Here is a 22,948-nt window from a genome sequence, read left to right as displayed (position 1 = left end):
ACAATCCAAAATCACCAACGCACAAAGGGAAAAGTTAACAAATTTAATCCCAACACAACCAAAATCAACAACACACAAACAACCAAAGACACGAATCAAACCCACCCCGAGACGTGAAAACGGCCAAAATGTCAGGCTCAACCATAATTCCGCTCGACGTTTACACTTCGTAAACCATTGCCCCGCTAGCTAATGGTTAACCAAAGTTAACGGGAGCCGGACCAATGGTGGCACGCGCCTTTACAGTCGCATTCGAGGGAATCGAGGCACGCAGCGTCGAGGTGCAATGCGCGCTCTCTCCCGGCTTGCCTTCCTTCGGTATCGTCGGCCTTCCGGACAAGGCAGTCTCCGAGGCCCGCGAAAGGGTGCGCGCAGCGCTGTCCGCGATGTCGATCGCCCTGCCCTCCAAACGGATCACTGTAAACCTGTCTCCTGCCGACATCCCCAAGGAAGGCTCCCACTTCGACCTACCCATCGCATTGGCCTTATTAGCGGCGCTAGAGATCATCCCCCGTGACGCGATCGAGAACACAGTTGCGCTTGGGGAATTGTCACTCGACGGCAGGTTGGTCCCCGTCGTCGGCGCGTTACCCGCCGCCATGGCCGCCGCCGAAGCCGATCGCAGCCTGCTTTGCCCGCGTGCCTCGGGGCCCGAGGCGGCTTGGGTCGAGGCAACACAGGTGCTTGGCGCGGCAACGCTGGATGAGGTCATCCGCCATTTCACCGGTCAGGCCCCCATCACCCCGGCCGAGGCAGGCGAGGTTGCACCCCAAGCCCATCCCCGCGACCTTGCCGATGTAAAAGGACAGGAACGGGCCAAACGCGCGCTGGAAATTGCGGCGGCAGGGCGGCACCACTTGCTGATGATCGGCTCTCCTGGCTCGGGCAAGTCCATGCTGGCGGCACGCCTGTCCGGCATCTTGCCCCCCTTATCCCCCGTCGAGGCGCTGGAGACCTCGATGATCCATTCGCTTGCGGGGCTTTTGTCCGAGGGCGGAATTTCGCGGCAGCGACCCTATTGTGAGCCACACCACACCGCATCAATTGCCGCTATTGTTGGCGGGGGACGCGGCGCAAAACCGGGGCAAATCAGCCTCGCGCATAATGGTGTGCTGTTCATGGATGAATTTCCCGAGTTTTCACGCCAAGTGCTGGAAACCCTGCGCCAACCGATTGAAACCGGCGAAGTGGTGGTGGCCCGCGCCAATGCGCATATCCGCTATCCCTGCCGCTTTTTGCTGGTCGCTGCGGCAAACCCCTGCAAATGCGGCTATCTGGCCGATCCCGAGCGCGCCTGCGCCCGCGTGCCTGTTTGCGGCGAGGATTACCTTGGTAGGGTTTCAGGCCCGCTGATGGATCGCTTTGACCTGCGGGTCGAAGTGCCGCCCGTTGCCTTTTCCGATCTGGATCTGCCCGCGGCGGGGGAAAGCTCTGCCACCATTGCCGCCCGTGTGGCCGATGCGCGTGCAGTTCAGACCAAACGCTTTGCCAAAACCGAAAACACCCGCGTGAATGCCGAGGCCGAGGGAGCCCTGCTAGATGAGATCGCCACCCCCGATGCCGATGGCAAAGCGCTGCTGACACGTGTTGCCGAACGCTTTGGTCTGACGGCGCGCGGCTATCACCGCGTTTTGCGGGTCGCGCGCACCATCGCTGATCTTGACCACTCCGCCACCGTTCGCAGCCCGCATATCGCCGAGGCTGTCAGCTTTCGTCTGGCCGTTGGCGCGAAGGAGAGGTGAGCTGTTGCTTCAGAAAATCCGCAACTTCACATAGGGCTTGGCGCGCCTGCGGAATGTAGCCGTCAAACATTTGCCAAACATGCGGCACATCCGGCCATTCCGACAGTGTGACATCGCCGCCCGCCTGCCGCAAAACATCAGCCATCCTGCGGCTGTCGTCGTATATAATCTCGGATGTGCCAACTTGAATAAGCACCGGAGGCGGCGCGACGAAACTGGCATAAAGCGGTGAAATCCGTGGATCGCACCTGTCCAACCCGCCTGCGGCAAAGCCTGCGGTTTCTTCTATGCGCGCCACCGGAAACAAAGGGTCGGCATCCGCGTTGCGCGTCAGGCTTTCGCCCGTCAACGCAAGGTCCGTCCACGGAGAGAGAGCAAATACGGCAGCAGGCGGCACGCCCCGCGCACAAAGATCGGCCAAAAGCGCCAAGGCGAGACCGCCGCCAGCGCTCTCCCCGCCCAGAATAATTTGATCCGGCGCATATCCCTGATCGAGCAGCATCTGATGGGCGGTGCAGGCATCCTCAAAGGCTGCAGGGGCGGGGTGTTCAGGCGCCAAGCGGTAGGCCGGGGCGATCACCCGAAGTCCGGTCAATTTGGACAACCGCCCCAACAGGGCTGCATGGGTGGCAGGGCTTCCCGCGATATAGGCGCCACCGTGGAAATAAAGAATGACCCGATCACCAGACACCTGCCCGACAGAAATCTGATCCAAAGGAAGCGGCCCTTTGCCCGGCAGATGCAGCAGAAACGGGGGCGCGCGGAACAACCCTGCGGCCCGCGTAAACTCTGCCCGTATGTGCGCGGGGGTGCTGGCCCGCGCCAGATGCGGCTTCACGAAATGCCGCATCCCCCATGTCAAAAGGCCAAGACGGGACATGTCAGGCCCGCTTTGCTTCGATAACCTCCCAAAGCTTGGCCGCTGTATTGGTGCCGTCAAAACGTTCCAGCTCTTGAATGCCGGTAGGGGAGGTTACGTTGATCTCGGTCAGCCAGTCACCGATCACATCGATGCCCACAAAAATCTGACCATTGTCACGCAAGGTCGGGCCGATGGCGGCGCAAATCTCAAGATCGCGGGCTGTAAGCTCCACCTTCTCGGCTCGCCCGCCGACATGCATGTTTGAGCGCGTCTCCCCCGCCAGAGGCACGCGGTTGATCGCGCCAACGGGATCGCCGTTGACCAAGATCACGCGCTTGTCGCCCTTAGCCACTGCGGGCAGGAACTTTTGGGCGATCAAAGGCTCTCGGTTGATGCCTGTGAACAGCTCATGCAAGGACGCCAGATTGCGGTCGTCCGGCCCAAGACGGAACACCCCTGCCCCGCCATTTCCGTAAAGCGGCTTGAGGATGATGTCGCCATGCTCGGCCTTGAAGGCCTTGATGGTTTCGAGATCCCTCGCGATCAGCGTTGGTGGTGTCAGGTCAGGAAATTTCAGAACCAGCAGCTTTTCGGGGAAGTTGCGCACCCAGAAGGGGTCATTCACCACCAAGGTTTTCGGGTGGATCATATCCAGCAAATGAGTCGTGGTAATATAGCCCATGTCGAACGGCGGGTCCTGACGCAGCCAGACCACATCGAAATCGGCCAGATCAACCTCTAGCTCATCGCCATAGCTTACATGGTTGCCCTGCTCAAGGCGCAGCTCGATTGGAAATCCGCGCGCTACGACACGGCCTTCGCGGTAGGCCAGCTTGTCCGGCGTATAGAAGAACAAAGTATGCCCGCGCGTCTGCGCCTCATATGCAATCCGAAACGTGCTGTCGGCGTCAATATTCACGGATCCGATTGGATCCATCTGCAAAGCAACTTTCAAGCCCATGGCGCATCCCCTTAAATGTTGCCCCTACTTGCCGCATGCAGGGCTGCTTCACAAGTTTTCTTCACCCCGCAAATGCGTTTTCCAGAATTTCAATGCGCCCGTAGCTATCGACCAGCGCCACATCAAAGCGGCTTTCGGTGTCTTGCCCCGCAGGCTCCCCCGCCAAAAACTCGGCGGCCGAGGCATAGATCCGGCCCATCTGGCGCGGCGACAGGCGCGAAGCGGCCTCGGCATGGGTACGGGCCTTCTTTACCTCCACAAAGATCACTGCCGCACCGTCGCGCATAATCAGGTCAATCTCACCGGATTTGCCGCGCCAGCGCATTGCTGCCAAGACGTGCCCCGCGTCACGATAATGACGCTCTACCGCATCTTCGGCCGCAAGCCCCGCGTGATATGAGGTCAATCCGCTCATTCATCCTCCTTCGCCAGCCTTAGCGCCATCTGATACAAATCCCGCCGCGCCAGACCCATTTCCAATGCGACCTCGGCGGCCGCATCCTTGACCGACTTTTCCGCCAATGCCTGCCGCAGCCGGTCCTCGACCGAGGCTTCATCGGGCGCCTCTGCAACGGCTCGCCCGACCAAAAGCACAATCTCTCCCTTCACGGCACGATCTTCAAAGTCGGCTGCCAAGCTGCCCAACGTCCCGCGAGAGATCTCTTCGAATCGTTTCGTAAGCTCGCGGCAAACCGCTGCCTCGCGCGCCTCCCCCCAAGCATCGCGCAATTCCGATAAAATTCGATGAATACGTTTGGGCGATTCGTAAAAGACCAAAGTGGCCGGTGTGTCCTTCAGCTCAGCCAGCATCCGCGCCCGCGCGCCGGCCTGTGCGGGCGCAAATCCGACGAACATAAAGCGGTCGCTCGGCAGCCCCGAAACCGTCAGCGCCGCCAACACGGCTGAAGCACCGGGCGCAGCCAGAACCGGTAAATCCTCGGCAATCGCGGCGCGCCCCAACTGAAATCCGGGGTCGGCCACCAAGGGGGTTCCGGCCTCGGAGGCATAGGCCACAGACTTGCCTTCGGCCAATGCACGCAAGAGTTTCGGGCGCATCGCATCGCCATTATGGTCATGATAGGCAAAGACGTGCCGATCCCCCAATGCCACGCCGTGGATCTCCATCAGGTGTTTGAGGGTGCGCGTATCCTCGGCGGCCAATACATCCGCCTTGGCCAGAATATCCAAGCCGCGCAAGGTGATATCGCGCGCGGCCCCGATGGGCGTTGACACAAAATACAAACCCGGCGCCAACGGGCGGGGATCGGGCCGGAACGCCCCTATGCCCGGCTGCGCTGACCTTACGTCCGTGCTGTCAGAATCCATTGTCCTACCCCCGTCAAAAGTTTACTTCATTCCCCGAACCGCATAGGGTTATCCCTTAAGCTGTACCACCGGAATAAGGGACCCGTATGTTGTCGTTTTTCAAAACTGCCCGCAAGTCACTGACGCGCGCAGGTCTTGCCGTCGCTGCAATCACCTTGGCGGCATGTCAACCTGTTGGCGTTGGGGGCCCCGCGATTGATACTTCGGCACCTGTGCCTGTCGCATTGCTGGTTCCCAGCGGGTCAGGCTCTGCCGGGGATGATGTCCTGGCCACGTCTTTGCAAAATGCCGCGCGGCTGGCGATTGCCGACCTTGGCAACGTAAAGATCGATTTGCGGGTTTACAGCACCGGCGGCAAACCTGCGGGCGCGCAGGCTGCTGCGATCAAGGCGGTGGACGAGGGTGCGAAGATCATCCTTGGGCCGGTCTTTGCGCAAAACGCCAATGCGGCGGGCGTGGCGGTTGCCGGACGCGGGGTCAACGTTCTGTCCTTCTCCAACAACACCGATATCGCGGGCGGCAACGTCTTTGTGCTTGGCCCAACCTTTGCCAATACCGCCAATCGGCTTGCCTCTTATTCCGTTGGTCAGGGCAAGCGGAATATTCTGATCGTGAATGACCGCACACCTGCCGGTGAAATCGGCCGTGTCGCGATCGAACGCGGTGTTTCGCGCGCAGGTGGTTCTGTTGTGGCGCGTGTGGGTTACGAGTTTTCGCAAAACGGCATCGTCAGTGCCGCCCCCGAGATTGCTGCCAAGGTGCGCAGTACCGGCGCGCAGGCTGTCTTTATGACCGCCGATACCGCAGGCGCGCTGCCACTGTTGACGCAGATGCTGCGTGATAACCGCGTGGACCCTTCGGTTGCGCAGTTTATCGGCCTGACCCGTTGGGATATTCCAGCGGCCACCATGTCCTTGCCCGGCGTTCAGGGCGGTTGGTTCGCGATGCCTGACCCCGCGCTTTATCAACGGTATCAATCGCGCTACATGTCGGCCTATGGCACCCCGCCGCATCCGATTTCCGGCCTTGCCTATGACGGGATTGCGGCCATCGGCGCATTGGTCAAAAGCGGCAACACAAACGCGCTGACAGCACAAGCATTGACCCAAAGCTCCGGCTTTGTCGGTGTGAACGGCATCTTCCGCCTGCGCAGTGATGGCACCAATGAGCGTGGCCTTGCCGTCGCGCAGATCAGCAATAACCAGCTGGTCATCATTGACGCCGCCCCTCGCAGCTTTGGCGGAGCCGGGTATTAACCCGGCCCCCGTTTGATCGGATCCCCTATGCACCGCACCAAAGCGGCCCAAGCGATACCCGCCGGACCAAAGGTGGGTATCCCTTTTCCAAGCTTGCCGCACCTCACATTTGATGAACTGCTGCTGCCACCCGAGGAGCTGCTGGACGAAGCCGCCCTATTGGCCCAAATACAGCAGGAAATCGCGCAATCCGGCCAAACCAAAGGCCAGGACGTGCGCGCCATCGTGGTCACACACCTCGCCACTGCCCGCGCTAAGGCCGAGGCAAATCTGGAAGCCGCCTTTCGCGCGCAACCCGATGATGCCCGCGGCTTGATCCGTGCCCTTGCCTGGCTGACGGACCGCACCGTCTCTATCGCGCTGGAGATCGCGACCAACACCCTGCACCCCCTGCCCAACCCCACCGAGGCAGAGCGTATCGCCCTTGTCGCGGTCGGCGGGTATGGCCGCGCTGAAATGGCCCCGCAATCAGATGTCGATCTGTTGTTCCTGACCCCCTATAAGGTCACGGCTTGGGCGGAATCGGTGATCGAATCCATGCTCTATATGCTGTGGGATCTGAAACTGAAGGTCGGCCACGCCACCCGCACCGTGGATGATTGCATTCGCCTTGCCCGCGATGACATCACCATCCGCACCGCCCTGCTGGAGCGTCGCTTTCTGGCAGGTGACGAATCCCTCGCCCGCGATTTGCGCACCCGCCTCTGGTCCGAGCTGTTTCGCAACACCGGCCCCGAATTTATCGAGGCCAAGCTGGACGAACGCTCTGAACGGCACAAACGGCAAGGCGGTCAGCGCTATGTGCTGGAGCCTAACGTTAAAGAGGGCAAGGGCGGGCTGCGCGATCTGCAAACCCTGTACTGGATCGGCAAGTACCTGCATGAGGTGCAATCGGCATTCGGGCTGGTCGAAGCGGGACTGTTAAGCCAAGACGAATACGACGTCTTTGCCACCGCCGAGAATTTCCTGTGGGATGTGCGCTGCCATTTGCATTACGTCACCCAACGCCCCATCGACCGGCTAACCTTTGATCTGCAGGTCGAGGTCGCCGCGCGCATGGGATATAAGGACACACCCGGACGCCGTGCGGTAGAGTGCTTCATGCAAGATTATTTCAGGCACGCCACCCGTGTTGGTGAGTTGACCCGCGTTTTCCTGACCCAACTGGAGGCGCGGCACGTCAAATCCGCGCCTATGATGATCGGCCCGCAGCGGCGGCGCAAAAAGCTTAAACACGGGTTTGAGCTGTTGCAGGGGCGACTTGTCTTTGGCACAGGCGGCGATCTGGATACCCACCCGCTTAATATCCTGCGACTGTTCGAGGAAGCTTTGCGCACCGGCTATCTGATCCATCCGCTTGCGATGCGCATCGTCTCGACCAACCTGCATCGGATCGATGACGATCTGCGCGCCGACCGCGAAACCAAGCGGATTTTTCTTGACCTCTTGCTCAAACACGGAAACCCGGAACGCGCGCTGCGCCGGATGAACGAGCTTAACGTTCTCTCTGCCATCATCCCCGAATTCGACGCGATCGTGGCGATGATGCAGTTCAACCTTTACCACCACTACACGGTGGATGAGCATACGATCCAATGTATCTCCAACCTCGCACAGATAGAGCGCGGGGAGCTGCTGGAGGAGCTGCCTGTTGCCTCGGGCATCCTTAAGGCCGGGGTCAATCGCAAGGTGCTTTATGTCGCCATGCTGCTGCATGATATCGGCAAGGGCCGCCCCGAAGATCATTCCATCCTTGGCGCGCAGATCGCCCGCAAGGTTTGCCCCCGGCTGGGCCTGAATGCCGAGGAATCGGAGACCGTGGAATGGCTAGTGCGCTATCATCTCCTGATGTCGGATGTGGCGCAAAAGCGTGACCTGTCAGAGCCGCGCACCGTGCGCGACTTTGCCAAGCTGGTGAAAACGCGCAAACGGCTGGATCTGCTTTGTGTGCTGACGGTTTGCGATATTCGCGGCGTGGGCCCGGGTACATGGAACAACTGGAAAGCGATGCTGCTGCGTCAGCTGCACCGCGATACAACAACGGCGCTTGAGGGCGGGCTGGAATCTCTCAACCGTGAGAATCGCGCCGCTGCGGCCAAAAAGCAGCTGCGTGAACGCCTGCAGGGCTGGGAGCCTAAAAGGCTTAGGGCAGAGCTTGCACGCCATTATCCGCCCTATTGGCAGGGGCTTTCCACCGATGCGCATGCGGTGTTTGCCAATATGCTGCGCGACATCACGCCCGACCAAATCCGCATCGACCTGCACCCCGATCCCGACCGTGACGCCACGCGCACCGTTTTTGCGCTGGCCGATCATCCGGGCATTTTCTCGCGGCTGGCGGGGGCCTTGGCGCTTGTCGGGGCCAATGTGGTTGATGCGCGGACCTATACCTCAAAGGATGGTTGGGCCACTGCGGTGTTCTGGGTTCAGGACGGCGCGGGTCACCCCTATGAGGCAGAGCGCCTGCCCCGTTTGCGCACGATGATCCACAAAACCCTGAAGGGTGAGGTTGTTCCCCGTGACGCGCTCAAGGTTCGGGACCGGATCAAGAAACGTGAACGCGAGTTCCGCTTTCCCACCCATATCACCTTCGACAATATCGGCTCCGAGATTTATACAATCGTCGAGGTAGACACTCGCGACCGCCCCGGACTGCTTTATGATCTGACGCGCACATTGGCGGCCAATAACATCTATATCGCCAGTGCGGTGATTGCGACTTTTGGCGCGCAGGTGGTGGACAGCTTTTACGTCAAGGACATGTTTGGCTTGAAACTGCACACGAAAGTCAAGCAAGAGGCGTTGGAACGTAAACTGCGCCAAGCCATCAAGGATGGTGCCGAAAGGGCAAAAGAATGAAACCGATACGGCTGGTCAGTGGTTTTCTGACCGTGGGGGGGTGGACGCTGGCAAGCCGCTTTCTGGGGTTTGCCCGCGATGTTATGATTGCAGCCACGCTTGGCACCGGCCCTGTGGCGCAGGCCTTTATCATCGCGTTTTCCCTGCCCAATATGTTTCGCCGTTTCTTTGCCGAGGGTGCCTTCAACACCGCTTTTGTGCCGATTTTTTCCAAAAAGCTGGAATCGGGCGATGATCCGGTTGAATTCGCGCGCGATGCGGCGGCGGGGCTGGCGTCGATCCTGATCGTTTTTACGCTGGTCGCACAGCTTGCCATGCCTGCCTTGGTGCTGGCGATGGCGTCGGGATTTGCGGCGGATGAACGGTTTGATCTCTCCGTCAGTTTTGGGCGTATCGCCTTTCCCTATATCCTCTTTATCTCGCTTGCGGCGCTGTGTTCGGGGGTGCTGAATGCCGCTGGCCGTTTTGCAGCGGCTGCGGCAGCACCTGTGCTTTTGAACATCCTGTTTCTGGGCACTTTGATTATCGGGCCAAGGCTGGGATGGGATGCGGGCGCGTCCCTTGTCTGGACGGTGCCTGTAGCAGGGGCGGCGCAATTGGCACTGGTTTGGGTTGCGGCGCGGCGGGCCGGCATGGCCATCACCCCGCGCCTGCCCCGCCTGACGCCGGATATGAGGCGTCTTGCTGCCATTGCCATTCCAGCCATGTTGGCGGGCGGCGTGGTGCAGATCAATTTGGTCGTCGGGCGGCAGGTCGCCAGCTATTACGACAATGCGGTGGCCTGGCTTTATAACGCTGACCGGTTGTATCAATTGCCGCTGGGGGTGGTCGCGATTGCTATTGGCGTGGTGCTGTTGCCGGACCTCTCGCGCCGTTTGCGCGCGGGGGATGAGGCGGGGGGCCAAAGCAGCCTGAACCGCGCCACCGAATTTGCGCTGGCGCTGACTTTGCCCTCGGCCGTGGCGCTGATGGTGGTGCCGCTGCCGCTGGTTTCGGTCTTGTTTGAACGCGGCCGCTTTGGCCCCGAAGACAGCGCCGCCACCGCTTTGGCCGTGGCACTTTATGGGGCGGGTCTGCCAGCCTTTGTGCTGCAAAAAGTACTGCAACCTCTCTACTTCGCGCGCGAAGATACCAAACGTCCGTTTTACTTTGCCTTGCTGGCGATGGTGGTCAATGCGGGCGTGGCCATCGGGCTTGCGCCTGTGATCGGCTTTTCCGCCGCAGCCATCGCGGCCACGGCAGCAGGCTGGGTGATGCTATGGCAACTGTGGCGCGGGTCTCGTGATATGGGGCTGGCCGCGGCGACCGATGCCCGCCTGCGCCGCCGCGCGCCGCGCATCCTTGTGACAAGCCTTTTGATGGGGTTGTGTTTGTTGGGCACGGCAGAGCTTTTGGAGGTTGCGCTGCACACAGCAGGCTGGCGCTATGGCGCGTTGGTGGTCTTGATGTTGACCGGCATCACCAGTTATTTTGGGCTGGGTGCATTTCTTGGCGCGTTCGAGCTGTCGGATTTCACGGGGGCCATGCGCCGTAAACGCAGCTAACGGGGCCTCTCCCGCCATTCGTTGACGCTGCCGCGTCGCCTCAAGGTTGGCCCGGCGTTTTGCTTCCGATCCTTACGGACCGGATGCAAAACGCGACCACCCCTACTTCAGACCAGATCCACGATTACTTCTTGGCGTTGCTGGCCCAGACCTTCGATCGAAAGTTCAATCACATCGCCCGCGCGCAAATATTGCGGCGGTTTCATCCCCATACCAACACCGGGCGGGGTACCGGTTGAAATGATATCGCCCGGATGCAACGTCATAAACTGGCTGAGGTAAGACACCACATGGGCGACGCCATAGACCATCGTCTTGGTCGAGCCGTCTTGCATCTTCGTACCATTGACGGTTAGCCACATCTTGAGGTTCTGCGGATCAGGTACCTCGTCCCGCGTCACCAGATAAGGGCCTACCTGTCCGAAATTATCGCAAGACTTTCCCTTGGTCCACTGGCCCGCACGTTCCGTCTGAAACGCGCGTTCGGACACATCATTGGCCACGCAATAGCCCGCGACATGGCCCATCGCATCCGCCTCGGAGACATATTTGCACTTGGTCCCGATGATCACCGCCAGCTCCACCTCCCAATCGGTTTTCGTGGAACCGCGGGGGATGATAACAGGATCATTGGGGCCACAGATCGCGCTGGTAGCCTTCATGAAGATCACCGGCTCCGGTGGGACGGCCATACCGCTTTCGGCAGCGTGATCGGCATAATTCAACCCGATGCAGATGAACTTGCCCGTCCCGGCAACGCAAGCGCCCAAGCGGGTGTCAGCGGCAACAATCGGAAGCGACATCGGGTCGATCTTTGCCAGATTGGCAAGCGCCGCATCCGTCAGCGCATCACCGCCGATATCCGAGACATGAGCCGACAGATCGCGGATAGTTCCGTCACCGGCCAAAATCCCCGGCTTCTCTTGCCCTCTCGGGCCATGGCGCAACAATTTCATCCGTTACTTCCTCTATTTGATCCCGCGATGGCAAATCAGCCTTTTTTGCCCTCAAGTGCCTCGATCCGCGCCAAAAGGGCGGCGTTTTCCTCACGCGCTTTCTGAGCCATCGTGCGCACGGCATCGAATTCCTCACGCGTCACAAAATCGCGGCTGGCCAGCCAACGGTCCACCATAGAGTTCATCGCCGTCTCGGCCTCGGTCTTGGCACCTTGTGCCACACCCATCGCGTTGGTCATCAGTTGCGACATATCGTCAAAAAACTTGTTGTTCTTTTGCATCAGGGCCTCCTTCGTGGTGCCAGTGTCTGAATTTCCTATATGGCAACGCATCGCCTTCGGGGCAAGCAGATGTGGTGAATTGGTTGACATCATGCGGCCCGCACCCGACAAGCATGGCCGCCGGACCGTGCTCCAAAAGGATACCTCAATGCAGGGCTATATCGCCTTTCCCAATATCTCTCCCGATCTGTTTTCGATCAGCATCGGCGGCATAACATTCGCGCTGCGCTGGTATGCGCTGGCCTATATCGCGGGGTTGATCATTGGCTGGCGGATCGTTTTGCGCGCAATTGCCGCGCCCGTTTGGGCACAGGATGCCCCCATGACGCCCGAGCAGGTGGAACGTTTGCTGACATGGGTAATCGCCGGGGTGATTTTGGGCGGGCGGCTGGGTTTTGTGCTGTTCTATCAGCCCGGATATTACCTGTCGCATCCGATGGAGATACTGAAGGTCTGGCAGGGCGGCATGTCGTTTCATGGCGGTTTCCTTGGCGTCGCAATCGCCTCCTATCTGTTCTTTCGCGTTGAAAAGATCCCGCTTTTGCCTGCTGCCGATCTATTGGCCTTGGCGGCACCAACGGGGTTGCTGCTGGGCCGGATTGCCAATTTCATCAACGCCGAACTTTGGGGCCGCGCAACCGATCTGCCTTGGGGCGTCGCTTTTCCCGGTGATGCAGCGCAATATTGCCCCGAGGTTGCGGGCATCTGTGCGCGCCACCCCAGCCAGCTTTATGAGGCCGCCCTTGAGGGGCTGTTGCTGGGCGCGGTCCTGCTTTGGCTGGCGTTCCGGCGTGGCTGGTTGAAGCGTCCGGGGCAAATCACCGGGCTGTTTTTGGCAGGCTACGGGGCGGCACGGTTTGTGGTGGAGTTTTTCCGCCAGCCCGACGCGCAGTTTGTCACCGAGGGCAACCCCTTGGGCCTTGCCTTTCAAAGCGGCGGATACGGGCTGACAATGGGGCAGATGCTGTCCTTGCCGATGATCCTTGCGGGCTTGTGGGTTTTGGGACGGGCGCGCCGTGAGCAAGCTTGAGCCCCTTCTTCTGACCCAAATCGCGGCGACCGGCCCCCTGACATTGGACCGTTTCATGGCCGAGTGCCTGCTGCATCCCGAGCATGGCTATTACACCACCCGCGACCCCTTGGGTCGGGCGGGCGATTTCATCACCAGCCCCGAGATCAGCCAGATGTTCGGTGAGCTGTTGGGCCTTTGCATCGCGCAGGCTTGGGTTGATCAAGGCGCGCCCTCCCCTTTCATTCTGGCAGAGCTTGGCCCCGGTCGCGGCAGCCTGATGGCCGATCTGTTGCGCGCCACCCGTATGGTGCCGGGGTTCCACGACGCCGCGCAGATCCATCTGGTAGAGGCCTCAGTCCCCCTGCGGGCCGCGCAAAAAGCCGCCCTTGCCGGTCATAGCATGACATGGGCGGATGACATCCAGACCCTGCCCGATGATCTGCCCCTGTTCCTGATCGCCAATGAGTTTTTCGACGCGCTGCCCATCCGCCAGTTCACCTGCCATATTCAGGGCTGGTGTGAAACCATTATCGGCGCGGTGGAGGGCAAGCTGACGTTGGGCTATGCTGCCCCCGTTGACATACCCGTTCTTACGCATCGGCTGGAAGATACCAAGCCCGGCGAAGTGGTAGAGTTGCGTCCCGAAGCCACCCCGATCATGGCGCGGATCGGCACACAAATCGCGGCACAAGGCGGGGCGGCGCTGATCATCGACTATGGCAACTGGCGCTCCAAGGGCGACACATTGCAGGCGATGCAGGCCCATGCCTTCGTTCCCCCTTTGGCCACGCCCGGCTTGGCGGATATAACCGCCCATGTGGATTTTGAGGCGCTTGCTCAGGCCGCAAGCCCTGCCAGCGCCACGAGATTGACCGATCAAGGCGCGCTGCTTGCCCGCTTGGGAATCGGGGCGCGGGCGGAAAAACTATCACGCGGATTGGCAGGGGAAGCGCTGAAAAATCATCTCAGCGCCACACAGCGCTTGACCCGCGCCGAAGAAATGGGAAGTTTGTTTAAAGCGCTGGCTCTCTATCCCCCCCACAGCCCGGCGCCACCGGGGTTTGACTGACATGCTGGAAATCATCACATCCGACGCACTTCCCGCCGTTAAGCACGGGTTTTTCACCCGCAAGGGGGGGGCATCCTCGGGGATATTTCACGGGTTGAACTGCGGGCCCGGCAGTTCGGACCAATCGGATGTGGTCGCGATCAATCGTGCGCGGGTGGCAGAGGCGATGGGCGTGGCCCCCAAAATGCTGCAAACCCTCAACCAGGTGCATTCCGCCGATGTTGTCACCCTGATCGAGCCCGTCAGCCCGCCACCGCGCGCCGATGCTATGGTAACCGCCACGCCCGGCATCGCCCTTGGTATTTTGACCGCCGATTGCCAGCCGGTGCTTTTTGCCGATGCAAGCGCAGGTGTGATCGGGGCCGCCCATGCGGGATGGCGTGGTGGCAAGGACGGCGTGCTAGAGGCAACGCTGACGGCGATGGAGGCGCTGGGGGCCAGTCGCGACAATACCACCGCGATCATTGGCCCCTGCATTTCCCAAGCCGCCTATGAGGTCGGGCCGGAATTTGTGGAAAGCTTCATCGACGAAGACCCCGAACACGCCCGTTTTTTTGCAGGTGGTACCGGGGATCGCGCGATGTTCGACCTGCCCGCTTTTGGCCTTTGGCGTTTGCGCGCTGCCGGGGTCGGTCATGCAGAATGGACCCGCCATTGCACCTATAACGACCCCGACCGCTTTTTCTCCTATCGCCGGACCACCCACCAGAAAGAGGCCGACTATGGCCGCCTTATCGCGACGATCAGGCTCTGATCGTCAGGCGTTGCGGTTCAGACGTGCTTCGAGCACCTCGAACGGGACGCCCGGCTCATCCTTGGCACCGCGAATGACGAGGCTGGTTTTTACACTGGCCACATTCACCGAAGTCAGCAACTCTCCGGTCAGAAAGCTTTGAAAGGTCGACAGATCCGGCGCGACGCATTTCAGAATAAAGTCGATCTCACCGTTGAGCATGTGACATTCGCGCACAAGCGGCCACGCCTGACAACGCGCCTCAAAGGCCGAAAGGTCGCTCTCGGCTTGGCTGTGCAGGCGCAGCATCGCAAAGACCTGCACCTCAAACCCCATTTCGCGCGCGTCAATATCGGCATGATAGCCCTTGATATAACCGCTCTCTTCCAATGTCCGCACACGGCGCAGGCAGGGCGGGGCAGAAATGCCCACGCGTTTTGCCAGTTCAACATTGGTCATCCGTCCATCCGCCTGCAATTCCGCAAGAATTTGACGGTCAATCGGATCCAGTTTCGAGCCGGCCATAGTCTTTGATCCACTTTAAGTTGCTGCGTTTAGTGCCAGACCTTATGTTTTATACCTGCTTTGCGCAACATTCTTTCGCATTTACGTAAGGTTTTATCACGCAGCTTTTACGGGGGTTTTCGATCGCACGGCAAACGCCTATATGGGCGGGACACAAAGCACTTGGGGGCATCATGGCTGAAACGCGTCACACCAAAATCCTGATCATCGGGTCCGGGCCTGCGGGCTATACCGCTGCGGTTTACGCCGCGCGCGCCATGACCCAGCCCATTCTGGTTCAGGGCCTGCAACCCGGCGGGCAGTTGACCATCACCACCGAGGTTGAAAACTGGCCCGGCGACACGCATGTGCAAGGCCCCGACCTGATGGTCCGGATGGAAGAACACGCAAAGGCAATGGGCGCTGAGGTGATCTCCGACTATATCTCTAGCCTCGATCTGTCCAAGCGCCCCTTCACCGCGCAGGCCGATAGCGGTACCACCTTTACCGCCGATGCCGTAATCCTTGCCACCGGCGCACAGGCCAAATGGCTGGGCTTGCCGTCCGAGGAGAAATTCAAAGGGTTTGGCGTCTCTGCCTGTGCCACCTGCGACGGCTTCTTTTACCGTGGCAAAGAGGTGGTGGTGATCGGCGGCGGCAATACGGCTGTTGAAGAGGCGCTGTTCCTGACCAACTTCGCCACCAAGGTTACGCTGGTTCACCGCCGCGACAGCCTTCGTGCGGAAAAGATCATGCAAGACCGTTTGTTCAAGCACCCCAAGGTCGAAGTGCTGTGGAACCATTCGGTCGAAGAGGTTTTGGGCGATGAGGCCCCGCTGGGCGTTACCGCTGTGCGCGCCAAACATGTTGAAACGGGCGAAACGACAGACATCCCATGCGCAGGATTCTTTGTCGCGATCGGCCACGCCCCCGCGTCCGAGCTGGTCGCCGATCAGCTTGAGCTGCACAATGGCAAATATGTGAAGGTAAAACCGGGCAGCACCCAAACATCCATTCCGGGCGTCTTTGCTGCGGGCGATCTGACGGATGATGTTTACCGCCAAGCCGTCACCTCGGCGGGCATGGGCTGTATGGCCGCACTGGATGCCGAACGCTTCTTGTCAGAGCAAGAGTGATATTCCAGCCAAGGCCCCGCAGTGTGACGGGGCCTTGGCTGACAGCGGCTTAATGCACGCTAACGGGCGCGAAATCATGTTCGCGCGCCAGCGCAAAGGCGAGGCCCTTATTGGCCACAAGCGCCAGACGTTCCCCATCCTCACGGTGCACCGAAAAAATCTGGGTCAGCCCCTCAACCTGTTCGCGCAACTCGCTTGGCAGGTCGGAAACCTCCACTTCGCGCACATAGACGGTGCGGTCCTTAGCGCCGGAAAGCTTGTCAAAAGTTGTATTCATTTGCATGGCTCCTTACCTGCGATCAATCGGAATGGTCTGCACAACGACATCGGGAACAGAACGCCGCAGATCGATGTGCAGTAGCCCGTGTTCAAGGGCAGCGCGCGCCACCTCTACCCCCTCGGCCAGCACGAAAGAGCGTTGAAACGCCCGTGCCGCAATCCCGCGGTGCAGGAACATCCGTTCGCCGTCCTCTTCTGCCTGACGGCCACGGATCACCAGCTGACGGTTTTCCACGGTGATGTTCAGATCTTCGTCGCGAAACCCTGCAACGGCAAGGGTGATGCGATACTCGTTTTCCGAGACCGCCTCGATATTAAATGGGGGATACCCCTCAGCAGCGGTTTTGGCGGTCCGTTCGACCAACCGTTCCAACTGCTCAAACCCCAACAAATGGGGATGGGCCCCAAAGCTCAGTTTTGTCATCGACATGTCCTTTACGAAGCGACAGTTCGGTAAAACAGGCCCTAAAATCAGGCACCTGACACAATTATAATATGGGATGCTTCAGCCCCTGCTGCAAGGGGTGTGCTTTGGTGGATTTGACCACAGTTTTCGTACACTTGAACGCTTTGTGCGTTATAGTGGGATACATATAAAATAACGACTCAGCGAAAAGCTTGAAATGAACGCCTCAACCCAACTCGAACATAATGAAATGCTGCAAATCCGGCTTGCCGTTCTGCAACGCGAACACCGCGATCTGGATCTTGTCATTCAGGAAGAAGAGGCCGGCGTAAACCCCGACCAACTGCTTTTGCGGCGGCACAAACGGCAAAAGCTGACCCTGAAAGAACAGATTGTCAAAATCGAAGACGATCTGATCCCCGATATTATCGCATGATCCCTTTGGGGAAATTTCCCGAAGAGAAGCGGGCTGTTGTGGCTTGCCCTTGGGACTGTCGCTTGTATAGTCGCGCCTTGTTTTAACAGGGGGCAGCATGACCGTTGAGGTGGGAATCATCATGGGAAGCCAGTCAGACTGGCCGACGATGAAAGAAGCGGCAGAGATGCTTGATGCGCTTGGCGTGCCCTATGAGGCCAAGATCGTCTCGGCCCATCGCACCCCGGACCGGCTTTGGACCTATGGCAAGACGGCGGTGGATCGCGGATTGAAGGTGATTATCGCTGGCGCCGGCGGGGCTGCGCATTTGCCCGGCATGATGGCCTCAAAAACGCGCGTGCCAGTGATTGGCGTGCCGGTTCAGACCCGCGCGCTTTCGGGCGTCGACAGCCTTTATTCCATTTTGCAAATGCCACGCGGGTTTCCCGTGGCGACCATGGCGATCGGGGCTGCGGGTGCGGCCAATGCGGGACTGATGGCCGCCGGTATTCTGGCGCTGAATGATCCCGCCCTTGCCACGCGACTTGAAGCATGGCGCGAGGCCCTTTCTGCCTCTATCCCCGAGGAGCCTGTCGATGACTGATCCCCTGAAAAGTGGCGCAACAATCGGTATTCTGGGCGGCGGGCAGCTTGGCCGGATGCTCTCGGTCGCGGCGGCGCGGCTTGGCTATAAAACCCATATCTTTGAACCCGGCGCGGCCCCGCCCGCCGCCGAGGTGGCGCATCGCTTGACGACCGCCGCCTATGATGATGTGGCCGCCCTGACCGCCTTTGCGGATTCGGTAGATGTCATCACCTATGAGTTCGAGAATATCCCAACCGAGGCGCTTGACCTGCTTGAGGCTTTGCGCCCGATCCGTCCCGGTCGCCGCGCGCTGGCCATCAGCCAAGACCGTATCGCGGAAAAGGATTTCCTGACCGGCCTTGGCCTGTCCGTGGCCCCCTATGCGCGCGTCACAACCCGTGCCGATCTGGATGTGGCCTTGGCCAATATCGGCACCCCCGCGATTCTGAAGACCACGCGGCTTGGCTATGACGGCAAAGGACAGGCGCGGATCATGGAGGCGGGCGATGCCGCCGAGGCCCTTGAGGCGATGAACGGGGCCGAGGCTGTGCTTGAAGGCTTTATCGACTTCAGCCATGAGGTTTCGGTGATTGCCGCGCGCGGGCTTGACGGGTCGGTTGCCGCCTATGATCCGGGCGAAAATGTCCATCACGCAGGCATTTTGCACAGCACCACCGTTCCCGCCAAGCTTTCGCCCAACCAACGCAGCGATGCCGTGCTGATTGCCGCCCGCATCTTGAACGCGCTGGATTATGTCGGCGTGTTGGGGGTGGAACTTTTCGTGACACCAAAGGGCCTGATCGTGAACGAGATCGCGCCGCGTGTGCATAATTCGGGGCATTGGACCCAGAACGGCTGTGCGGTTGATCAGTTCGAACAGCACATCCGCGCCGTGGCAGGCTTGCCGCTTGGCGACGGGTCGCGCTTTGCCGATGTGACGATGGAAAACCTGATCGGTGATGATATCGCCCGCATTCCAGCACTTTTGGCCGAACGCAATACCGCGCTGCATATGTACGGCAAGCCAGAGGCACGCCGCGGCCGCAAAATGGGCCATGTTAACCGCATCACGCGCGGCATTGCCTAGGCCTTAGCGCACCAGCAATTCCAACGGATCATAGATCATCGCGCCGCCCCATGCTGCATCCGACATGCTATCTGGTTTGGCGCGGATCTGCTGCATTTCTTCGCGGCTGAAAAAGCGGCGCTTGGTCACAACGCCTTCGGGGTCGCGCCAGCTGTCATCCAAAACGCCTGCGGTTATCTTGCAGCGAAAGTAAATATCCACCTGATGAAACCGGTTTTGCGGGGCGTGGAATTCATTCACCATCACCGGCTCCCCCACCGATACGGTCAGGCCGGTTTCCTCATAGACCTCGCGGATCAGGTTATCAGGCAAGCTAGAGCCGCTATCCACCCCGCCCCCCGGCGCGCACCACAAATCAGATGTGTTTCCGCGATATGCATTCACCAAAAGCAACCTATCCTGATGCAGGATAAGCGCACGAACGGCCAGACGGGGGGAGCGTGGTTTCATAGTGCCATGTTCGCAAGATGCCGCAGCATTGTCCAGAATTAACCACGATCAGATCGTATTTTGCAAAGTAGCAAAACGGGTTACACGCCTGCCTTAGCAACGCGTGTCAGGGCATATTTCAAAACGTTGCGACGCCAATAGAAAAAGGGCGCCCATAAAGAGCGCCCTTTCCCACATAGCACAAGGCTAATGGAGCGTGATTTACATCATGCCGCCCATACCGCCCATGCCACCCATATCCGGCATGCCGCCGCCACCAGCGCCTTTTGGCTCTGGCTTGTCGGCGATCATGGCTTCGGTGGTGATCAGCAAGGATGCAACGGATGCCGCGTCTTGCAAAGCGTGACGCACAACTTTGGCCGGATCGATAACGCCGAATTTGAACATGTCGCCATATTCGTCGGTCTGCGCGTTATAGCCGAACTTCGGATCGGTGGACTCGCGGACTTTGCCAGCCACAACAGAACCATCAACACCAGCGTTCTGTGCGATCTGACGCAGAGGAGCCTCAAGCGCCTTGCGGACAATCGCGATGCCAGCGGTCTGGTCAGCATTGTCGCCTTCCAGCCCGACCAGCACTTTGCCAGCCTGAACGAGTGCAACACCACCGCCAACAACAACACCTTCTTGCACGGCCGCACGGGTCGCGTTCAGGGCATCGTCAACGCGGTCTTTGCGCTCTTTCACTTCGATTTCGGACATGCCGCCAACGCGGATCACAGCAACACCGCCAGCCAGTTTGGCCACACGCTCTTGCAGTTTTTCTTTGTCGTAATCGGAAGTGGTTTCTTCGATCTGGTTACGGATCTGGGCAACGCGTGCTTCGATCTCGGCCTTCTCGCCGCCGCCGTCAACGATGGTCGTTGCGTCTTTGGTGATGGTCACTTTCTTGGCTTTGCCAAGCATGTCCATGGTAACGTTTTCCAGCTTCATGCCCAGATCATCAGAGATCACTTGACCACCGGTCAGGATCGCGATGTCTTGCAGCATGGCTTTACGACGATCGCCAAAACCCGGAGCTTTTACAGCAGCGATTTTCAGACCGCCACGCAGCTTGTTCACAACCAAAGTTGCAAGGGCTTCACCCTCAACATCCTCAGAAATGATCAGCAACGGCTTTTGCGACTGGATAACCTGCTCCAACAAAGGAACCATAGGCTGCAAGCTTGAGAGTTTTTTCTCGTGCAGCAGGATCATTACGTCTTCCAGCTCGGCAACCATTTTGTCAGGGTTTGTGACAAAATAGGGCGACAGGTAGCCGCGGTCGAACTGCATGCCTTCGACGACTTCGGTTTCTGTTTCCAGACCCTTGTTTTCCTCGACGGTGATCACGCCTTCATTGCCGACTTTTTGCATCGCATCAGCGATCTGACGACCGATTTCTGCTTCGCCGTTGGCCGAGATGGTGCCGACTTGCGCAACTTCTGCGGAATCCGAAACCGGACGTGCAGCAGCTTTGATCGCTTCAACAACCTTGGCAGTTGCAAGATCGATACCGCGCTTGAGGTCCATGGGGTTCATGCCAGCGGCAACCGATTTCAGGCCTTCGCGGATGATCGCTTGTGCCAGAACGGTCGCAGTGGTGGTGCCGTCGCCTGCTTCGTCGTTGGTGCGCGAAGCGACTTCTTTAACCATCTGCGCGCCCATGTTTTCAAAGCGGTCAGACAGTTCGATTTCCTTGGCAACCGAAACACCGTCTTTGGTGATGCGTGGTGCGCCGAAGGATTTTTCGATCACAACGTTACGGCCTTTCGGGCCCAGCGTGACCTTAACAGCATCCGCAAGGATGTTTACGCCGCGCAACATGCGATCACGGGCATCGGTATCAAATTTGACGTCCTTAGCAGCCATTTTGCTTGCTCCAGTTTGTCTTGAATTTCAATTGATAGGCTTATGGGTATCAGGCGTAGCGTGGGAAATCCCGGTGCTACCTCAGCTGATAATCCCCATGATATCGCCTTCTTTCATGATCAGCAGGTCTTTGCCTTCGAGGGTGACCTCGGTGCCAGACCATTTGCCGAACAACACGCGGTCGCCAACCTTTACGGAAGGCTGGATCAGCTCGCCGCTGTCCTTGCGCGCGCCTTCGCCTATGGCGACAACTTCACCTTCGGCGGGCTTTTCTTTTGCAGTGTCGGGGATGATAAGACCACCCTTGGTCTTGTCTTCGCCTTCGATACGGCTGACCAGTACACGGTCATGCAGCGGGTTAAATGCCATCTGAGAACACTCCCTTTGGTTCCAGGTTAATTTCGATTAGCACTCATCAACGCCGAGTGCTAACGAACTGTACCTAGGCAATGCACATCGACCTGTCAAGAAGCCCCCATGGCGGAATTTTTCATATATTTTCATCGCCCTCAGATTGCCCTGCACGCCTGTCCCGTGCCACCATCCGCGCATATTCCAAACCCAAGGCCCGCGTCCCATGTGTCTTCGCCCTTTTCTGTTGGCCCTCGCCTGCATTTTCACCTTCTCCGCCGCCAATGCACAATGCGTGGGGGAAAACCTAATCGCGGCCCTGCCCGCAGATGAAAGAGACGCGCTTTACGCCACCGCCCACGCCGAACCCTTTGCCACCGGCAACCTGTGGCGCGCGACACGAGGGGCGCAAACCATCTATCTGGCAGGCACATTTCACCTTGATGATCCGCGGCATGATGCCGTGATGACCACCCTGACGCCCTATCTGGCACAGTCCAAAACCCTGATGGTTGAGGCCGGCCCTGACGAGGAAGCCGCCTTGCAGGCACAGCTTGTGAGCGACCCGACCGCCATGATAGATATGGCCGGATCAAACCTTTCGACCACCCTGCCCCCGCAGGAATGGGAGGCACTGACCGCCGCCCTGTTGCAACGCGGTATTCCGTCATCCGTCGCGCAAACCCTGCGGCCCTGGTTCGTGTCTATGATGCTGTCCATCCCCCCTTGCGCATTACAACTGGCCGCAACCGGACGCGGGCTGGACAAACGCCTGATCGCCGCCGCCCAAGAATCTGGCCGTCCCGTCAAGGCGTTGGAGCCGTTTGATACCGTATTGACGCTTTTTGACGGGCTAAGCGCCGCGGAACAAACCACGATGATCCGCAACGCCCTACAAGTAGAACCGCAAGCCGCAGATTTCCTGACCACAACCGCCGACAGCTATTTCGATAGCGAGGGACGCCTGATCTGGGAATTCTCGCGCCATATCGCCCTTGGCCTGCCCGATGCCACGCCCGCGCAAACCGAGGCCGATTTTGCCAAGGCCGAAGCCGCCCTGATGTCGGACCGCAACCGCGCATGGATCCCCCGCATCCTCGACGCCTTGCAAGACGGCCCCGTCTTTGCCGCTTTCGGCGCGCTCCATCTGTCGGGGGAACAGGGTGTTCTGGCGCTCCTCAAGGCCGAAGGCTTCACGTTGGAGCCACTGTGATGCGCGGCAAACCGCCTTGCACCGCGTGACAACGCCCCAGCCCGCGCCTATAAGACGGCAAACGCACAA

The 22,948-nt window shown here is 59.4% G+C and carries 24 protein-coding genes; 12 read left to right on the top strand and 12 right to left on the bottom strand.

What is annotated here, in order from left to right; translation table 11 throughout:
• The first annotated feature begins 224 nt into the window (after positions 1 to 224).
• Entirely contained in the window at positions 225 to 1,742 is a 1,518-nt protein-coding gene (locus tag EOK75_RS12125; protein WP_137194197.1) for a YifB family Mg chelatase-like AAA ATPase, read from the top strand.
• Here the strand turns inward: EOK75_RS12125 and EOK75_RS12120 are convergent.
• From EOK75_RS12120 to rsmI, 4 genes are all read right to left on the bottom strand, one after another.
• On the bottom strand, positions 1,705 to 2,622 hold the full coding sequence (locus tag EOK75_RS12120) for an alpha/beta hydrolase (RefSeq protein ID WP_137194196.1): 918 nt from the start codon (positions 2,620 to 2,622) through the stop codon (positions 1,705 to 1,707). The two genes, EOK75_RS12125 and EOK75_RS12120, sit on opposite strands and share 38 nt — an antisense overlap.
• 1 nt (position 2,623) lies before the next feature.
• The gene (gshB, locus tag EOK75_RS12115; RefSeq protein ID WP_137194195.1) at positions 2,624 to 3,565 is read right to left on the bottom strand and encodes a glutathione synthase; all 942 of its coding nucleotides are present in this window, start codon (positions 3,563 to 3,565) and stop codon (positions 2,624 to 2,626) included.
• Positions 3,566 to 3,626: 61 nt separating this feature from the next.
• Entirely contained in the window at positions 3,627 to 3,980 is a 354-nt protein-coding gene (locus EOK75_RS12110) for a YraN family protein (RefSeq protein WP_137194194.1), read from the bottom strand.
• Entirely contained in the window at positions 3,977 to 4,891 is a 915-nt protein-coding gene (gene rsmI, locus EOK75_RS12105) for a 16S rRNA (cytidine(1402)-2'-O)-methyltransferase (protein ID WP_137194193.1), read from the bottom strand. The genes EOK75_RS12110 and rsmI overlap by 4 nt, the downstream gene beginning before the upstream one ends.
• Before the next feature lie 86 nt (positions 4,892 to 4,977).
• On the opposite strand from rsmI, the gene EOK75_RS12100 reads away from it, so the two are divergent.
• From EOK75_RS12100 to murJ, 3 genes are read left to right on the top strand one after another with little or no spacing between them, the layout of a single operon-like run.
• Entirely contained in the window at positions 4,978 to 6,147 is a 1,170-nt protein-coding gene (locus EOK75_RS12100; protein ID WP_137194192.1) for a penicillin-binding protein activator, read from the top strand.
• 27 nt (positions 6,148 to 6,174) lie between these two features.
• Positions 6,175 to 9,006 carry a [protein-PII] uridylyltransferase gene (locus EOK75_RS12095; protein WP_137194191.1) on the top strand — a complete coding sequence of 944 codons (2,832 nt, stop codon included), beginning with the start codon at positions 6,175 to 6,177 and terminating at the stop codon, positions 9,004 to 9,006.
• Positions 9,003 to 10,550: a murein biosynthesis integral membrane protein MurJ gene (murJ, locus tag EOK75_RS12090; RefSeq protein WP_137194190.1), complete on the top strand. Its 1,548-nt coding sequence runs from the start codon at positions 9,003 to 9,005 to the stop codon at positions 10,548 to 10,550. Before EOK75_RS12095 ends, murJ begins: the two co-directional genes overlap by 4 nt.
• A gap of 107 nt (positions 10,551 to 10,657) precedes the next feature.
• Here the strand turns inward: murJ and EOK75_RS12085 are convergent, their stop codons facing one another.
• Positions 10,658 to 11,506 (bottom strand): fumarylacetoacetate hydrolase family protein, encoded by an 849-nt coding sequence (locus EOK75_RS12085; RefSeq protein WP_137194189.1) that lies wholly within the window; start codon positions 11,504 to 11,506, stop codon positions 10,658 to 10,660.
• Between the two features lie 35 nt (positions 11,507 to 11,541).
• Complete coding sequence (locus EOK75_RS12080) at positions 11,542 to 11,787, bottom strand: accessory factor UbiK family protein (RefSeq protein WP_050526244.1); 246 nt, start codon at positions 11,785 to 11,787, stop codon at positions 11,542 to 11,544.
• Between the two features lie 148 nt (positions 11,788 to 11,935).
• Between EOK75_RS12080 and lgt the strand changes: the two genes are divergently transcribed.
• From lgt to pgeF, 3 genes are read left to right on the top strand one after another with little or no spacing between them, the layout of a single operon-like run.
• Positions 11,936 to 12,817 (top strand): prolipoprotein diacylglyceryl transferase, encoded by an 882-nt coding sequence (lgt, locus tag EOK75_RS12075; protein WP_137194188.1) that lies wholly within the window; start codon positions 11,936 to 11,938, stop codon positions 12,815 to 12,817.
• Positions 12,804 to 13,868, top strand: coding sequence for a class I SAM-dependent methyltransferase (locus tag EOK75_RS12070; protein ID WP_137194187.1), 1,065 nt, complete (start codon positions 12,804 to 12,806; stop codon positions 13,866 to 13,868). The genes lgt and EOK75_RS12070 overlap by 14 nt, the downstream gene beginning before the upstream one ends.
• Position 13,869: 1 nt before the next feature.
• Positions 13,870 to 14,622, top strand: coding sequence for a peptidoglycan editing factor PgeF (gene pgeF, locus EOK75_RS12065; RefSeq protein ID WP_137194186.1), 753 nt, complete (start codon positions 13,870 to 13,872; stop codon positions 14,620 to 14,622).
• A 3-nt stretch (positions 14,623 to 14,625) separates the two neighbouring features.
• On the opposite strand, the gene EOK75_RS12060 is transcribed toward pgeF, so the two are convergent.
• Entirely contained in the window at positions 14,626 to 15,126 is a 501-nt protein-coding gene (locus tag EOK75_RS12060) for an Lrp/AsnC family transcriptional regulator (protein WP_137194185.1), read from the bottom strand.
• 173 nt (positions 15,127 to 15,299) lie between these two features.
• On the opposite strand from EOK75_RS12060, the gene trxB reads away from it, so the two are divergent.
• Positions 15,300 to 16,241 (top strand): thioredoxin-disulfide reductase, encoded by a 942-nt coding sequence (gene trxB, locus EOK75_RS12055; protein WP_137194184.1) that lies wholly within the window; start codon positions 15,300 to 15,302, stop codon positions 16,239 to 16,241.
• Positions 16,242 to 16,290: 49 nt separating this feature from the next.
• Here trxB and EOK75_RS12050 read toward each other — a convergent pair whose 3' ends face one another.
• Positions 16,291 to 16,518 (bottom strand): DUF1150 family protein, encoded by a 228-nt coding sequence (locus EOK75_RS12050; protein ID WP_137194183.1) that lies wholly within the window; start codon positions 16,516 to 16,518, stop codon positions 16,291 to 16,293.
• 12 nt (positions 16,519 to 16,530) lie between these two features.
• Entirely contained in the window at positions 16,531 to 16,944 is a 414-nt protein-coding gene (locus EOK75_RS12045; protein ID WP_137194391.1) for an Hsp20 family protein, read from the bottom strand.
• A gap of 199 nt (positions 16,945 to 17,143) precedes the next feature.
• Between EOK75_RS12045 and EOK75_RS12040 the strand changes: the two genes are divergently transcribed.
• The 3 genes from EOK75_RS12040 to EOK75_RS12030 all read left to right on the top strand — a co-directional run bounded on the left by EOK75_RS12040 (position 17,144) and on the right by EOK75_RS12030 (position 19,014).
• A complete protein-coding gene (locus tag EOK75_RS12040; protein ID WP_137194182.1) occupies positions 17,144 to 17,362 on the top strand; it encodes a YdcH family protein in 219 nt (72 codons plus the stop codon).
• Between the two features lie 97 nt (positions 17,363 to 17,459).
• Complete coding sequence (gene purE / locus EOK75_RS12035) at positions 17,460 to 17,945, top strand: 5-(carboxyamino)imidazole ribonucleotide mutase (protein WP_137194181.1); 486 nt, start codon at positions 17,460 to 17,462, stop codon at positions 17,943 to 17,945.
• Positions 17,938 to 19,014: a 5-(carboxyamino)imidazole ribonucleotide synthase gene (locus EOK75_RS12030; RefSeq protein WP_137194180.1), complete on the top strand. Its 1,077-nt coding sequence runs from the start codon at positions 17,938 to 17,940 to the stop codon at positions 19,012 to 19,014. Before purE ends, EOK75_RS12030 begins: the two co-directional genes overlap by 8 nt.
• A 3-nt stretch (positions 19,015 to 19,017) precedes the next feature.
• On the opposite strand, the gene EOK75_RS12025 is transcribed toward EOK75_RS12030, so the two are convergent.
• From EOK75_RS12025 to EOK75_RS12015, 3 genes are all read right to left on the bottom strand, one after another.
• Positions 19,018 to 19,464, bottom strand: a complete 447-nt coding sequence (locus tag EOK75_RS12025) for an NUDIX domain-containing protein (protein ID WP_137194179.1) — start codon at positions 19,462 to 19,464, stop codon at positions 19,018 to 19,020.
• Positions 19,465 to 19,665: 201 nt separating this feature from the next.
• Positions 19,666 to 21,315 carry a chaperonin GroEL gene (groL, locus tag EOK75_RS12020; RefSeq protein ID WP_137194178.1) on the bottom strand — a complete coding sequence of 550 codons (1,650 nt, stop codon included), beginning with the start codon at positions 21,313 to 21,315 and terminating at the stop codon, positions 19,666 to 19,668.
• A gap of 81 nt (positions 21,316 to 21,396) precedes the next feature.
• Complete coding sequence (locus EOK75_RS12015) at positions 21,397 to 21,684, bottom strand: co-chaperone GroES (RefSeq protein ID WP_137194177.1); 288 nt, start codon at positions 21,682 to 21,684, stop codon at positions 21,397 to 21,399.
• A 208-nt stretch (positions 21,685 to 21,892) separates the two neighbouring features.
• Here EOK75_RS12015 and EOK75_RS12010 point away from each other — a divergent pair, with 208 nt between their 5' ends.
• Positions 21,893 to 22,879: a TraB/GumN family protein gene (locus EOK75_RS12010; protein ID WP_137194176.1), complete on the top strand. Its 987-nt coding sequence runs from the start codon at positions 21,893 to 21,895 to the stop codon at positions 22,877 to 22,879.
• The last annotated feature ends 69 nt before the right edge of the window (positions 22,880 to 22,948 follow it).

The organism is Pseudorhodobacter turbinis, assembly GCF_005234135.1.
GTDB classification, from domain to species: domain Bacteria; phylum Pseudomonadota; class Alphaproteobacteria; order Rhodobacterales; family Rhodobacteraceae; genus Pseudorhodobacter; species Pseudorhodobacter turbinis.
The sequence above is the reverse complement of the archived record's forward strand: the minus strand, read 5'-3'. Positions and strand labels throughout refer to the sequence as shown.